Genomic DNA, 13,047 nt, shown 5'->3' with positions numbered 1-13,047 from the left:
CTAACGCAGCGCGATCCACAGAGCGATGGCTTATCGGAAGCCCTGTCCCTATCGGACATGACCCGAAAGGGTAGGCCGTCAGCTCTGAACGGCCTCGTGCAGGGCGGCCATCGCACGTTCCCGAGCATCGTAGGCGGTGATGAACCCGGCATAGCTCCAGGCCAGATTCCGGGCGGATGTCTGCTGTCCGCTGGATTGATCGAACTGCTCGGACAGCTCGCCCGATCCGGGGGTATGGTCCCGGACGACTCTCATGAAGCCGTCGCCTCGCGCGATCAGGGCGCCTGCAGGCCCGGCACTGCCGCCGGTCAAGCGTGGAGACAGGTCGTCGCCTTTCGCTGTGCGCGAGGCGTCTACCGCCAGGAGCGTGCCGCGATCGCTCCCTTTCAGGGCATCGTCGGAAACCATGCGCTCCGCGAGAGAGTAATGGAACTCCGCCGCGCCCAGGGTCGTCATGTACCAGGCCCCGCCGCTCACATAGCGGTCTCCCGCGTAGCGACCCATCGCCAGCGCGCGCCCTTCGCGCGGGGAGCGGTTGATGGCGTATTCCGAGGCGAAGAGCCGTTCCAGCTCCCTGAGCGTCGCCTGCATCCTCGGATCGCGCAGCCCGTGCTCGCGCCCATCCCGCGCCGCATGGAGGACGGCGAGGAAGACGGAGGAATCGAGGCTCTTGTCGGGATCTGTGCGCGGGGTTCCGAGCCGGCTCAGGTAGAAGCCGCGGTCCGGCGACCAATGGCGGTCGAGCTGTGTGCGGAGCGCCTGCGCCGCCGACCGGCAGCGGACCGCCTGCCGCCGGTTCCCTCCTTCGTCCAGCCATTCCGCGCCTGCGGACAGGGCCTCCATCTGAACGAGCCGGGTATAATAGTGATACCCGCTCTCCTCTTCCCAGATATCGTAGCAGGGTTCGCGCCAGTGCCGTTCGACGAAGGCGAGGTCCTGTTCGACGAGCGCTTCGACGCCTGCTCCCAAACCGTCCGCCACGCGATGCCAGCGCAACAGAACGAGCGCCCGGAGAGCCGGGCCGTCGTGCTGCGGCCGCGACCAGCGGATGATGTCGAGGGTCCCGTCCGGATTGAAGCGCGCCTCGCCCAGAACCGCGTCGCCCCGAACGTTCTCCAGTTCCTCATTGGGACGGACATACTTCAGGACATCGGGCAGGATGGTATGCCTGGACAGTCCCTGCCGAACCAGCGAGGCGCCATCGAGGCCGCTCAGGCCGAGGCTGAAAGAGACGAACGCATCGAGGATCCGGCGGGCGTCGGGACACATGCCGCGGCAATGCAGGACCCTCAGAGCATCCATGACGATGGCGGAGTCTCTGATCCAGTGAAAGAAATAGTCCGGCTCCCCGCTTGCAGGATCGGTGTTCGGCGCGGCCACGACCGAGCCGGGCTTCGGCACGACGGTTTGACCGAACGGGGTACGCCGCATGACGCGGTCCGTCGCGGAGACGCATCGGAGGATGGCGGCGGACGCGAACGCCATTTCCGCCTTCATCCATGCGGTCAGGCCGTCGTCCATTCCTCCGGCATCGGCCGGCATGAGGCCTCCTCAACGCAGGTGAGGGCTTTCGAATCCCAGGCTCGCGAGGCCAACGCGAATTTCGGGGCAACTCATGAACAGCTTCCATAGCAGGCCCGAACGGTAGTTCTCGATCATCACCACCGTCGTGCCCTGATCGAGGCCGATGTAATCCTGCGAGTACCAGTCCCTGCTTTCGCTGAACGAGGAGGTGAAACCGCATTCGCCCCATATGCGGTCGTGGAGCGCGCCAAGGAAGTGACGAAGGGCGGCCAGGGAGGCTTCGGGAGCGTAGGGGAGGCTCGCCAATGCCGCGTGCGGCGCGATGAAGCCGAGATCGTGCACGGGATCCATGAAGCGGTACCCCACATCCGTGTCGTCGCTCGTCAGGCCCCAGCAGTCGGGGCCGTAGCCCTTGTAGCCATGTGGATTGCGGATGCAGTGCTCGCGGTTGATCCGAACGTGGCAGACATTCTGCTGCCAGTAGTCGGCATGGCGGTCCTTGAGTCCGCGCGGATCGAGGCCGAGAAAGGAGTAATGTGCGAAAGCCAGCGGGCCGCCGTAATCTGGGCCGAGCGGCAGCGCGATCCCGTGGTAGCTGCGCCCGTTTCGGAAGTCCTGCCCCTGGGTCCAGCCGCCATGGTAGACGCCCGAGTCGACGCCAAAGCGGGGTGCGGACGCCGCAAGGACGTAAGTCATGAGACATTCGTTCCAGCCACGGATTTCGAAATCCATGCTCCAACCATGGTTGGGGCTCCAATGCCAGTAGAGCACCTTCAGGCCGCCGCGGCTGTGCCAGTTCCATTCCGTCTCGTGCCAGATCCGGTCGACGATGCGCCGCAGCTCGCGCTCGTCGCCGTCGTCCCGGTCGAAGTACTGCCGTGCGCAGAGAAGGCCCTGCAGCAGAAACGCCGTCTCGACGAGGTCTCCTCCGTCATCCTTCCGGTCGAACGGGATGGTCGCGCCTGTCGTTCCGTTCATCCAGTGAGGGAATACGCCGTGGTAGGTGGGGGCGCGCTCGAGGAACCTCACCGTTCCGAGAAGCCGTTCGAGAGCATCGCCGCGGCGGATCCAGCCCCGCTCCACGCCTGCGATGATCGCCATCGTTCCCATGCCCGACGCCCCGATCGCCACGCGGTCGTCGGCGGGCGCGCCGATCGTCAGCCGATCCCGTGCCAGGCCGCTGACCGGATGGCCGAATTCCCAGAAGTAGCGAAGGGTCTGTCGTTGGACGGCATCGAGTGCGCGGGACACCTCGGCCTCAGACCCCAAAGGATTCATGCCGTCAGCCTTGTGCATGCAGCCTCACAGCGACCCTGCGCAGGGATCATTTGTAGAAATTTTTTCATTGGGCGTCGACCGGGGGAGCGGGACGGGTCGCGACAAGTTGATCCGGCTTGCCCTGGCCGGTGATCGGAAGAGGTCCTCCCGCGGGATGAGAAGGTTCCGCGCCGCGCGAGGGGCCGCGAGGGAAAGGCCGCCTTTCCGCCCGCGAACGAGGCTGAGCGTACGCCCATGGAATGCGTCCCTGGCCGCATGCGGCTCGTGCCGATCGGCAGCAGGGGCCTCGCTGGTTCGGGCGCGCAAGCGCGTGTATCATCCTGGACGGGCCGGTCCTTCGGCAACTCCCGGTCCTCTGGCGATCCTGTATCGCGCCTTATGTCCTTCCGGACGGCAGGGCCGCGATGGACCGGCAGGGCCCTTCGCTTCGACCACGCGAGAGAGCGGCATGACAGCGGAGCAGCAACGGGTCGATGCGCTCCTTCGAGCGATGACCCTGGAGGAGAAGATCGGCCAGCTGATCATGCCCGATGCCGGCGGGCTGACGACGGGTCCGGGAAAGCCCTTCGACATTCGCGCCCTGGTCGTGGCCGGCAGGGCAGGAAGCCTGCTCAACGTGACGGAGTTCGAGGACATCCGCGAAGTCCAGCGGCTGGCCGTGCACGGGACCCGCCTGGGTATTCCTCTCCTCCTGGGACTCGACGTGCTCCACGGCCATCGCACGATCTTTCCCGTCCCGTTCGCGGAGGCGGCCGCCTTCGACCCCGACCTGTGGCGGAGGACGGCACGGGCCGCCGCCGAGGAGGCGACTGCCGAGGGCATCAACCTGACGTTCGCCCCCATGCTCGACATTGCGCGCGATCCGCGCTGGGGGCGCATTGCGGAGAGCCCCGGCGAGGATCCGCTGGTCGCCCGGCGCTGGGCCGAAGCGAAGGTGCGGGGTTTCCAGCACAGGAGCCTCGCCCTGCCGTGCGCGCTCGCGGCAACGGCGAAGCACTTCGCGGGCTACGGCGCAGTCGCCGCAGGACGCGAATATGCGCCTGTCGATCTGTCGGAGCGGCTGGTGCGCGAAGTCTATCTCCCGCCGTTCGAGGCGGCGGTTCAGGCCGGCGTCGCAGCCGTCATGACCGCTTTCACGGACCTCGCGGGCGTCCCGATGACCGCGAACGCCGCCGTTCTGCGCGATGTGCTGAGGGGTCGATGGGGCTTCGACGGGGTCGTCGTCAGCGACTACGGCGCCATCGCGGAACTGATCCATCATGGTGTGGCGGAAGACCTCGCCGGAGCCGCGGCGCTGGCGCTGCGTGCCGGGGTCGACATCGACATGGCGAGCGATGCCTATGCGACAGGACTGCCGGTCGCGCTGGAGCACGGAACCGCGCGCATGGAGGACGTGGACGCGGCCGTCCGGCGTGTGCTGTCGCTCAAGGCGGCGCTCGGACTTTTCAAGGTGGCGGGCGCAGGGGATCCCCGGACCCCGTCCCGCCCGCACCGGGTCAGGTTGCGGCGGGAACTGGCGAGGGAGGCGGCGCAGCGCTCGATCGTGCTTCTGAAGAACGAAAGGGCCGTCCTGCCGCTGGGTTCCGGCGTGAAGCGCCTGGCGCTCGTCGGGCCGCTCGTCGATGCCCGTGCCGATATGCTGGGACCCTGGTCCGCCCTCGGGGAGCCCGACCGGGCGGTCACATATCTCGAGGGCCTCGCGGAAGCGCTTCCCGAAGTGCGGATCTCTGCGGTGAGAGGGATCGGGACGCAGGGCGGAGACGGGGCGGGGATCCGCGAGGCCGTGGCGGCGGCGGCGGCGGCCGACGCCGTCGTGCTGTGTCTCGGCGAGGATCGGTCGATGAGCGGCGAGGCGGCATCCCGCGCATCCCTCGACCTGCCGGGCCTGCAGCGCGACCTTGCCGAAGCGGTTCTGGAACTCGGAAGGCCGGCGATCGTCGTCCTGACGAGCGGGCGTCCCCTGGCCGTGGAATGGCTGGCGGAGCGGGCGGACGCCTTTCTTGCCGCCGGGTTCCTCGGCCACGAGGCCGGCCGGGCCATGGCCGATGTGCTGACCGGGCGTAGCAACCCGAGCGGCAGGCTGCCCGTATCCTGGCCTCGCGCCGTCGGCCAGGTGCCGGTTCCCTATTCCCAGCGGCCCGGCGGGCGGCCGTTCGACCCCGACAACGTCTTCACGAGCCGATATCTCGACCTGTCGAACGAACCGCTGTTCCGGTTCGGGGAGGGGCTCTCCTACACCACGTTCGTTCTCGAGGAGGCCCGCGCGGACAGGTCGAAGCTCGGCTCTTCGGACCGGCTTCTCGTGCAGGTGGACGTGCGCAACGAAGGCCCGCGGGATGGCGAGGAGACGGTTTTTCTGTTCATCCACGATCCGGTCGCTTCGGTTTCGAGACCCGTTCTCGAACTGAAGGACTTCGCCAGGATCGTCCTCGCGGCCGGCGGGCGAGGAACCGTGTCGTTCACCCTTGCCGGGTCGGACCTGAGCTATCTCGATGCGGGCCTCCATCCTCGTCTGGACGCTGGCCTCGTCGAGATCCTCGTCGGCACGAGCGCCGACCGAAAGCGGCTGCACCGGCTCCAGGTCGAGATCTGTGCCGAGATCCGTTCGGAGCGGGATCACGAAGGCGCGGCGGGCCATCCGTAGCCCCGGAAGACGAAGCGGTCGGGTGCGCTGATCATGGCCGCCAGTCCGGACATCGCGGGTTCGGGGCGCGTGATGACGAAGGTGGGGATGCGCGCCATGGCATCCTGAAAAGGCGGCTTGTCCTCGAAGGCGCGCCGAAAGTCGCTTTCGCCGATGAGCCCGAGGATCCGCGGAAGAATGCCGCTGCCGAGATAGACGCCGCCGGTGGCATCGAAGGCGAGGGCGAGATCGCCCGCAAAGCGCCCGAGAAGGCGCAGGAAGAGGCGCACGGCACCGCTGGCGGCATCGTCCCCCATCGCGACCGCGGAGATCACGGCCGCAGGAGACTCCCAGGGCGACGCCCGGCCCGATCCCAGCGCGATGGCGCGACAGAGGCGCACGAGTCCGGGTCCCGACAGGACGGTTTCAGCCGAGACCGCCCCGCTGCCGTGGCCGATCAGGGGCCAGAGCGCGCGTTCGGCTGCCTCGCAGGCCCCGAAGCTCATATGCCCTGCCTCGGTCGGCTGCAGCCAGCAAAGATCCCTCACCGGAATGCAGGCCGCGGCGCCGAGGCCCGTGCCCGGCCCGAGAGCGATCCGGTTCCCCTCTCCCGGCGGGAGGTCGGGCCCGATCGCCGTCAGATCGCCGGATGCCCCGGCCGTGAGAGAGGGGAGAAGGGCCGCGACCGGAACGTAGTCGTTGACGAGCGTGACGCCGGAGAGGCCCAGTTCCCCTGCGAGGCGTGCGGCATCGACCTCCCAGGGAGCGTTGGTCAACCGGGCCACGGGAGCGACGACGCGCCCGGCAAGGCCCAGGAGCGCGGAGCGGGGGCGGGGGACGCCGAGGCTTTCCAGGAACGAGCGGATCGCAAGGCTCGGCGTCGCATGGTCGTTCGTCGCCACCACGACGAGAGGCGTGAGAGGCGCGTCCGGACCGATCAGAACGGCGAACCGCGCAAAGGTCCCGCCGATGTCCGCGATAAGGACGGGAAACTCGAACGTCCGCTGTTGTCCCGAAGCGTTCATTCCCGATCCCTGTCGCGGCCCCCGCCCGTCGCGAGGCGGCGTGCGGGCTCGTCATCCGCTCCGGTCCGTTGCGCTCGCGGCTCGAGCTTAGCCCGCGTGGCCTCGATGGGAAACATTCCCCGCCGAACGGGAACCAAGCTTCGCCTTGCGGGTTGACATGTCGTTGCAGGTTTCGGCCGGCTCCGCGCAGGCGGGCCCATGAACAAGGGGAGCTGCAATGCCGACGCCGCTGCCCCCCGACGAGGGGACGCCGAGGATATCGGCGACAAACGGGGACGGGATCGACGATGCCGCCCTGGAACGTGTCATGCGAGAGGTGCCGAAGGGCGCCTTGGCCCTCGCAGGCCTGACCGTAGGGCTGCTGCTTCTGGCCTGGTTCCTGATGTACGCCCTGGTGTTCCTGCCGCGCGGCATGGTGGGGTGAGCCATGCGGGCCGACACGGAACAGGACATCCTCAAGACGGAACTCTGGTGGACGGCGGTCGTGACGGCCGTCGTCACCGTGATCATGCTGGCCATCATCTATGCCGGCGTCGTCCACCACATCAATCCGCCGAGCAACATCGAGACCATCGACCCGAAGACGCTCCACCTGACGGGCGAGTTCACGGAGGGCAATCTCGGCACGCGCGTCGAGGCGGGCGACCAGGTCATCAGCCGCATCGTCGCCACGCAGTTCGCCTTCCAGCCGCAATGCGTGGTGCTGCCTGCGAACCGCACGGTCACCCTGCGCTTCGCGACCCCGGACGTGATCCACGGCATCCTCGTGACCGGAACCAACGTGAACACGATGGTGGTGCCCGGCTATGTCAGCCAGGTCCACACCGTGTTCACGAAGACGGGCGATCTGCTGATGCCGTGCCACGAGTTCTGCGGGCTCGGGCACAGCCAGATGTGGGCGACGGTGCGGGTCGTGCCGGAGAATGAGTTCAAGCCGGGTCCGGACGGGAGGGTGAGCTGTGACGCACGCTAGATCCCTGACGGTGGCGCATCTGTGGGTAGCCTTCGCCGCCTTCGCTGCAGCCGCGGTGCTCGGCGTCTGGCAGATGTGGGCGAGGAGCCCGCTGCCGGCTCCTTTCCTCACCGCCGAGGCCTATTTCACCTCCGTCACCGCGCACGGCGTCTCCATGGCCTATGTGCTCACCACCTTCATGGTGATGGGCTTCGGCTACTACGTGGCGGAAACGGCTCTGGGGCGGCCCCTGCCGGCCCCGCGTCTTGCCTGGCTCGGCTTCTGGCTCGGGATCGTGGGGGCGGCAATGGCCGCGCTTACGATCTTTGCGGGCCGCGCGACGGTTCTCTTCACCTTCTACCCGCCGCTGACCGGCAGTCCCTTCTTCTATCTCGGCCTCGTTCTCGTGGTGGTCGGCTCCTGGATCTGGTGCGGCCTGATGATCTGGGCGATGCTGGACTTCAAGCGCGCGAACCCGGGCGAACCGGTGCCCCTGGCGATGTTCGCCACGGTCGCCAACGCGGTCATGTGGCTCTGGACCACCGCCGGCGTTGCGGCGGAACTGCTCTTCCAGGTCATACCGGCCGCGCTCGGCTGGAACGAGGCGGTGGATGTCGGCCTTTCCCGCACACTGTTCTCGTGGACGCTCCACGCCATCGTCTACTTCTGGCTGATCCCCGCCTACATCGCCTTTTACACCATGGCTCCGCAGGCGGCGGGAGGACGGCTCTACAGCGACACGATGGGGCGGCTCACCTTCATCCTGTTCCTGATCTACAGCCTGCCGGTCGGCATGCACCATCTGTTCATGGACCCGCAGCAATCGAGCGCGTTCAAGTTCCTTCAGATGAGCTTCACCGCCCTTGTCGCGGCGCCGACCCTGCTGACCGTGTTCACCATCTCCGCCTCCATGGAGATCGCCGGACGCCTGCGGGGCGGGACGGGATATTTCGGCTGGATCCGGACCCTGCCATGGGAGCGGCCCATGGTCCTCGCCACCGGCCTGGCGTTCTTCATGCTCTGGTTCGGCGGCGGCGGCGGGCTCATCAACATGTCCTACGGCATGAACGCGATGGTGCACAACACCTCGTGGGTGACCGCTCATTTCCATCTGATCTTCGGCGGCACCGTCGTCATCATGTATTTCGCCATCGCCTACGCGATCTGGCCGACGCTCACGGGCCGCCGGCCGGTCTCGCTGCGCCTGCAGCGCGTCCAGCTGTGGCTGTGGTTCATCGGGATGATGGTGATGACGCTCCCGTGGCATTATCTCGGCCTGCAGGGGCAGTGGCGGAGGGTGGCCACGTTCAACTACTCCGATCCGCTGATCGCGGGATGGGGCCCCTGGGTGATCGTCTCGCTCGCGGGCGGCGTGGTGCTTCTGGCGAGCGCCCTGCTGTTCGTCTGGAACCTCGCCGAGTTCCACCGGTCCCGCACGCCCGCGGCAGGAGAGCTGCGCCCGCTCTATGCCTCTGCCGTGCACCCCCCGGAGCGGGTTCCGGCGGCGCTCAACGGCTTCGCTCTCTGGAACGTCCTGGTCCTGGTCCTCATGGTCGCGGCCTACGGCTACCCCATCGCCCAGTTCTTCGTCATCAAGCCGCCCGAGGCCATCGTGCACCGGGTGGATGGGAGGGGCTGACGATGAAACCGGCCGAATACCGTGAGATCGACCGGCCCTGGCGCATCTGGGCCAGCATCGCCATCGTTTCGATCCTGGCCTTCTCGGTGGTTTTCGGGTTCCTCATCCTGCCGGTCGTGCAGGGCAGGGGTGCCGGCATCGATGCCTTCACGGCCATCTGCCGCGCCGTCGGGATCCTGCCCGGGTCTCCGGCCGTGCGGCAGCCCGCGAGCGAGGCCAAGGCGCAGCCGACGACCCAGGTGGCATGGAGCACGGATCTCCTCCGCACCCTCGGCCAGACGAGACCTGCGGGAGCGGAGGTCGCCCAGGCTTGCGTCGCCTGTCATGGCGAGCGCGGAATTGCGGCCGATCCTCAGAACCCCAATCTCGCCGGACAGTCGGCGGTGGCGATCTACAAGCAGCTGCACGACTACAAGAGCGGCAGCCGCGTCCATGACATCATGACGGGCATCGCCCAGGGGCTCGACGATCGGCAGATCGTGGACGTCGCCGCCCATTTCGCCGCCAGCGCGAAGCGCGCGCTCGACCCGACCACCGCGGAGGTGATCGATCCGGACATCGTCCAGCTCGTCGAGCGAGGCGATCCGTCCCGCGGGCTTCCGGCCTGCAACTCGTGCCATGGCGCCACTGCCGGCGGGCCCATCGAAACGCCGACCCTGTCGCACCAGAACCGGGAGTACCTGGCTCGCCAGCTGAGGGCCTTCAAGACCGGCGACCGGCGCAACGACATCTATACCCGCATGCGCAGCGTGGCTTCGAAGCTCACCGACCGCGAGATCGACAAGCTCGCCAACTTCTATGCGACGACGCTGAGCTACTGACTTTTACGGCAATGCGGCGTCCCCCGTCCGGCGGAGAGACCGTCGAGGAGAGGGACCGCCTCCTCAGGAAGCTGGGAAGTCCGTTCCGCATCCTGAGCTATGGATCTTGAGCCCGCCGGTGGCGTTGCGGCGGGGCTCAGAGCGCCAAGGTCAGAAGCGCCAAGGTCAGAAGCGCCAGGTGAGGTTGCCCTTCAGGGCGTGCTCCTGCGCGCGCGTGCCGATCTGCCCGGCATAGGCCACGCCGAGCGTGACGGCCGCCGCCGCCTGCCAGTCGAGCCCCGCCTCCGCCACCAGCGCATCCCGGTCCACCGGCGCCCCCGCCACTGTAAACGGCACGCCCGCCCCGGCCAGGCCGAGCCGCGCCTCCGGCGCCACGTCGCCATAGGCATGCCGCCAGCCGAGCAGGCCGCGCACCAGCACCGGCAGCTCCGCGCCGAGCCGCGCCTCCGCCCGCACCCCCAGCGTGGTGGTGCCGAGCGCAAAGCGGCGGCCGAAGCCGACCAGCGCCGCCGCGCCGCCGCGCTCCTGGAAGCCGTCGCTGTCGAGCCGCAGCAGCGCCGCCCCGGCGAACGGCTCGAGCGCCAGCGCGCCCAAGCCCAGCCGGTAGCCGACCTCGCCGAAGCCCTGCAGGCTCGTCCCGCCATAGGAGGCGCGCAGCGCATCGGCGAAGCCGGGGAAGCTGACGCTGCGCGTCAGGGCGAAGTCGTGGCGGGTGGCGACGCCGCCGAGCCGCACGGCGAGCGCGCCCCACTGGCCGGCGCCGTAGACGGCGCCGAACACGCCCTCGCTCGAGCCCGAGGAGAGGCGGGCGTCGACGTCGAAGGCGGTCGAGGCGTAGCCGCCGGCCAGCCCGAGGCGCAGGCCGTCGGCGAGAAGGGCGTCGGCGCCGAGCACGAAGCCGCCGGTGGCGGTGGCGAGCGAGGCGGCATTGCCGTCGGAGCGGGTCCGGCCCCAGGCGCCGAAGCCTTCGCCCCACAGGGCATAGGCAGCCGGGGCGGCGGCGGCGACCGCGACCGGCGGCACCGGCGCGCCGGGCCGGTCGGCGGCATAGGCGGCGGCGAAGGCGCCCGGGCCTGCGCCCTGGCCCGCGCCTTGCGCCAGCCGCGGCAGGGCGGGGCCGATCAGCGGCTGGCGCAGGCGGGCGAGCAGGCTGCTCTGCACCAGCTGCCCCTGGCCGTAGGCGCTCGTCACCGCCGTCGCATGACCCTCCCCCGACAGAAGATCCAGCGCGCGGCGAACGTCGGTTGCCGACGTGCTCGCGACGATCGCCTGATAGATGCGGTTCGACGGCGTGAGACTCTTGAGGGCATCCGCGACCGCGTCGTCGTTCGCGTCGGTCGCCACCTGATCGAATGCCCGGTTGTTCCGAACGAACGAGACGCTGACCAGATCCGACCGGTAGGCCAGCGCGGGGTCGAGGAACAGCAGGTTCGAGCTGACATTCGCGAAGCGGCCGCTTACGCCCTGGCCTGCCGTGAGCACGGTGTAGCTTTGGCTCGTGTTGATGGCCGTCGGCGCCCCCGTCAGGGCAAGCGTTCCGTCGAGGGAGGCGGATCCGGTGACCGCGAGCCGGTCGGCATTGCCGCCGATGACCCGAATTGCCAGGGTGCCGTTGGACAGCTGCTGATAATTGCCGGAGACGGTGAGGGTGCCGAGGCTGCCGGCCTGACCGGGCGAGACCGTGCCGGCCGCGTTGACGAGCCCGCCGGACGCCGCGACCGTGCCCGAGCCCGACAGCGCGCCGCCGAGGAGCACCAGGTTCTGCACGTTGATCCGGCCGTCCACCTGCAGGGCGCCGTTGGAAACCTGCGTGTCGAGCAGCGTGGTCAGGGTGCGCGCAGAGGGGATGTTGAGGGACGCCTGCGGATGGGCGATGGACAGGCTGTCGACCGTCGCGTCCATGTCGGCGGTCATCGCGGAGGCCGCCTTCAGCGAGACCTCGTAGTAGCGGCCAAGCTGGCCGTAGCCGGCGAAGCCGCCATCGCTGTTGTTGGGAACCTCGCTCCGCCCCAGCGTATCCGCCCAGGCCGCCGGATTGCTCCAGTTGAACGTGCCGGGATTGGCGGAGGTGGAGCGCAGAGGATTGTTCGCATAGATCCAGGTGAGATAGTCCTGAACCGGCGTCCAGTTGTCGATGCCGCTGTAGCCGTCAGGACCGCCGCCGATGACGGTGCCGATCTGAACAAGACCTTTGTCCGTCACGAGAAAGAGCGGGCCGCCGCTGTCGCCCCGGCCCGGCTGCGCCTGGAGAGAAGGAACCGGGACGCCCATTCCGCTGAGGTTGAAGGCATCCGGCGAGGATGGCGAGGCCGGGTTCCGGAACTGGGCGCGGATGGATTGAGGGGCGCCGGGAGAGGCGGGCGCATAGGCGCCGATATTGGTGGCGCCGATCCGGCGCTTCGAGTCGTCGATGCTTTCAGGGTCCGTTCCGGTGCCGGATCGCCCATAGCCGGACATGATGACGAGCGACCCGACCGGCGGAAGCGGATCGCCGGGTGCGATCAACGTGACGGGGGTGACGTTCGTCACGGGCCTGCTGAGCGACACGAGGCCGATGTCATGCACGCCAAACGTGGTTGTCGAGTAGCCCGGATGAGCCAGGATGCCGCTGATGCCGCGGTCGTTGGGGCCGGCCTGAAAAGCATCGGAACTGAAGCGGATCTGCGAGCCGGGCAAATGGGACGCGATCTGATTGGTGTCTTCATCGACCATGCAGTGCGACGCCGTCAGGACCATGCGGCTGTTGATCAGGCTGCCGGTGCAGTAGCTTCCATCGGACTGCATGAAGAGGGATACGACGTTCGGCAGCGTGTTGCCGCGATCCCAGTAGTTTGCGATTCCGCCTGCGGCGTCCGCGGCCGGATCGTTGAGGTTCAGCGCGTGGGCCTGGAGCGACAGGGCAAGCGTCGAGACCGTCGTCAGCGCCAACAGACAGATATGCGATGTAATAGGCTTGCGCGAACGCCCCCCGCAGCGAACCATGTCCTGCCCCCTATACTTTGTGACCGTTGTCCTATCGGATCCGGGATGTTTGGCAAAACCTTTAATCTTACGCAAGGGAATGTCTTCATTTTCTTAACGCAACGAAGGATCGTTCCTCATCCTCTCCGATCCTGCCGCGGCGCCGGCTCCCATTCGAGGGCCCGTATCGCGCCGACGGCTTCGTCGGGACTTGTGTGGACCGC

At 68.2% G+C, this 13,047-nt stretch carries 9 protein-coding genes; 5 read left to right on the top strand and 4 right to left on the bottom strand.

Features of this window, described 5'->3' with window-relative positions; genetic code table 11:
* Positions 1-78 precede the first annotated feature (78 nt).
* On the bottom strand, positions 79-1,542 hold the full coding sequence (locus GDR74_RS15690) for a glycoside hydrolase family 15 protein (RefSeq protein ID WP_152587171.1): 1,464 nt from the start codon (positions 1,540-1,542) through the stop codon (positions 79-81).
* A 9-nt stretch (positions 1,543-1,551) separates the two neighbouring features.
* On the bottom strand, positions 1,552-2,820 hold the full coding sequence (locus tag GDR74_RS15685; protein WP_246179643.1) for a glucoamylase family protein: 1,269 nt from the start codon (positions 2,818-2,820) through the stop codon (positions 1,552-1,554).
* Positions 2,821-3,250: 430 nt separating this feature from the next.
* Here GDR74_RS15685 and GDR74_RS15680 point away from each other — a divergent pair, with 430 nt between their 5' ends.
* The gene (locus tag GDR74_RS15680) at positions 3,251-5,446 is read left to right on the top strand and encodes a glycoside hydrolase family 3 N-terminal domain-containing protein (protein WP_152587170.1); all 2,196 of its coding nucleotides are present in this window, start codon (positions 3,251-3,253) and stop codon (positions 5,444-5,446) included.
* Here the strand turns inward: GDR74_RS15680 and GDR74_RS15675 are convergent.
* Positions 5,419-6,450, bottom strand: coding sequence for a glucokinase (locus GDR74_RS15675; RefSeq protein WP_152587169.1), 1,032 nt, complete (start codon positions 6,448-6,450; stop codon positions 5,419-5,421). The two genes, GDR74_RS15680 and GDR74_RS15675, sit on opposite strands and share 28 nt — an antisense overlap.
* A gap of 217 nt (positions 6,451-6,667) precedes the next feature.
* Between GDR74_RS15675 and GDR74_RS15670 the strand changes: the two genes are divergently transcribed.
* The 4 genes from GDR74_RS15670 to GDR74_RS15655 are packed head-to-tail and all read left to right on the top strand — an operon-like array spanning position 6,668 to position 9,862.
* The gene (locus GDR74_RS15670; protein WP_152587168.1) at positions 6,668-6,874 is read left to right on the top strand and encodes a hypothetical protein; all 207 of its coding nucleotides are present in this window, start codon (positions 6,668-6,670) and stop codon (positions 6,872-6,874) included.
* Positions 6,875-6,877: 3 nt separating this feature from the next.
* Positions 6,878-7,423: a cupredoxin domain-containing protein gene (locus GDR74_RS15665; protein WP_152587167.1), complete on the top strand. Its 546-nt coding sequence runs from the start codon at positions 6,878-6,880 to the stop codon at positions 7,421-7,423.
* On the top strand, positions 7,410-9,041 hold the full coding sequence (locus tag GDR74_RS15660; RefSeq protein WP_152587166.1) for a cbb3-type cytochrome c oxidase subunit I: 1,632 nt from the start codon (positions 7,410-7,412) through the stop codon (positions 9,039-9,041). The genes GDR74_RS15665 and GDR74_RS15660 overlap by 14 nt, the downstream gene beginning before the upstream one ends.
* A gap of 2 nt (positions 9,042-9,043) precedes the next feature.
* A complete protein-coding gene (locus GDR74_RS15655; RefSeq protein ID WP_152587165.1) occupies positions 9,044-9,862 on the top strand; it encodes a c-type cytochrome in 819 nt (272 codons plus the stop codon).
* A 165-nt stretch (positions 9,863-10,027) separates the two neighbouring features.
* Here GDR74_RS15655 and GDR74_RS15650 read toward each other — a convergent pair whose 3' ends face one another.
* Positions 10,028-12,790, bottom strand: a complete 2,763-nt coding sequence (locus GDR74_RS15650; RefSeq protein WP_194164559.1) for an autotransporter family protein — start codon at positions 12,788-12,790, stop codon at positions 10,028-10,030.
* Positions 12,791-13,047: the final 257 nt, after the last annotated feature.

This window comes from Microvirga thermotolerans (assembly GCF_009363855.1).
Lineage (GTDB): Bacteria > Pseudomonadota > Alphaproteobacteria > Rhizobiales > Beijerinckiaceae > Microvirga > Microvirga thermotolerans.
The sequence above is the reverse complement of the archived record's forward strand: the minus strand, read 5'-3'. Positions and strand labels throughout refer to the sequence as shown.

Excerpts from the sequence above, each read along its gene's own strand:
- GDR74_RS15690 (WP_152587171.1), bottom strand. The coding sequence starts at position 1,542 with ATGCCGGCCGATGCCGGAGGAATGGACGACGGCCTGACCGCATGGATG.
- GDR74_RS15685 (WP_246179643.1), bottom strand. The coding sequence starts at position 2,820 with ATGCACAAGGCTGACGGCATGAATCCTTTGGGGTCTGAGGCCGAGGTG.
- GDR74_RS15680 (WP_152587170.1), top strand. The coding sequence starts at position 3,251 with ATGACAGCGGAGCAGCAACGGGTCGATGCGCTCCTTCGAGCGATGACC.
- GDR74_RS15675 (WP_152587169.1), bottom strand. The coding sequence starts at position 6,450 with ATGAACGCTTCGGGACAACAGCGGACGTTCGAGTTTCCCGTCCTTATC.
- GDR74_RS15670 (WP_152587168.1), top strand. The coding sequence starts at position 6,668 with ATGCCGACGCCGCTGCCCCCCGACGAGGGGACGCCGAGGATATCGGCG.
- GDR74_RS15665 (WP_152587167.1), top strand. The coding sequence starts at position 6,878 with ATGCGGGCCGACACGGAACAGGACATCCTCAAGACGGAACTCTGGTGG.
- GDR74_RS15655 (WP_152587165.1), top strand. The coding sequence starts at position 9,044 with ATGAAACCGGCCGAATACCGTGAGATCGACCGGCCCTGGCGCATCTGG.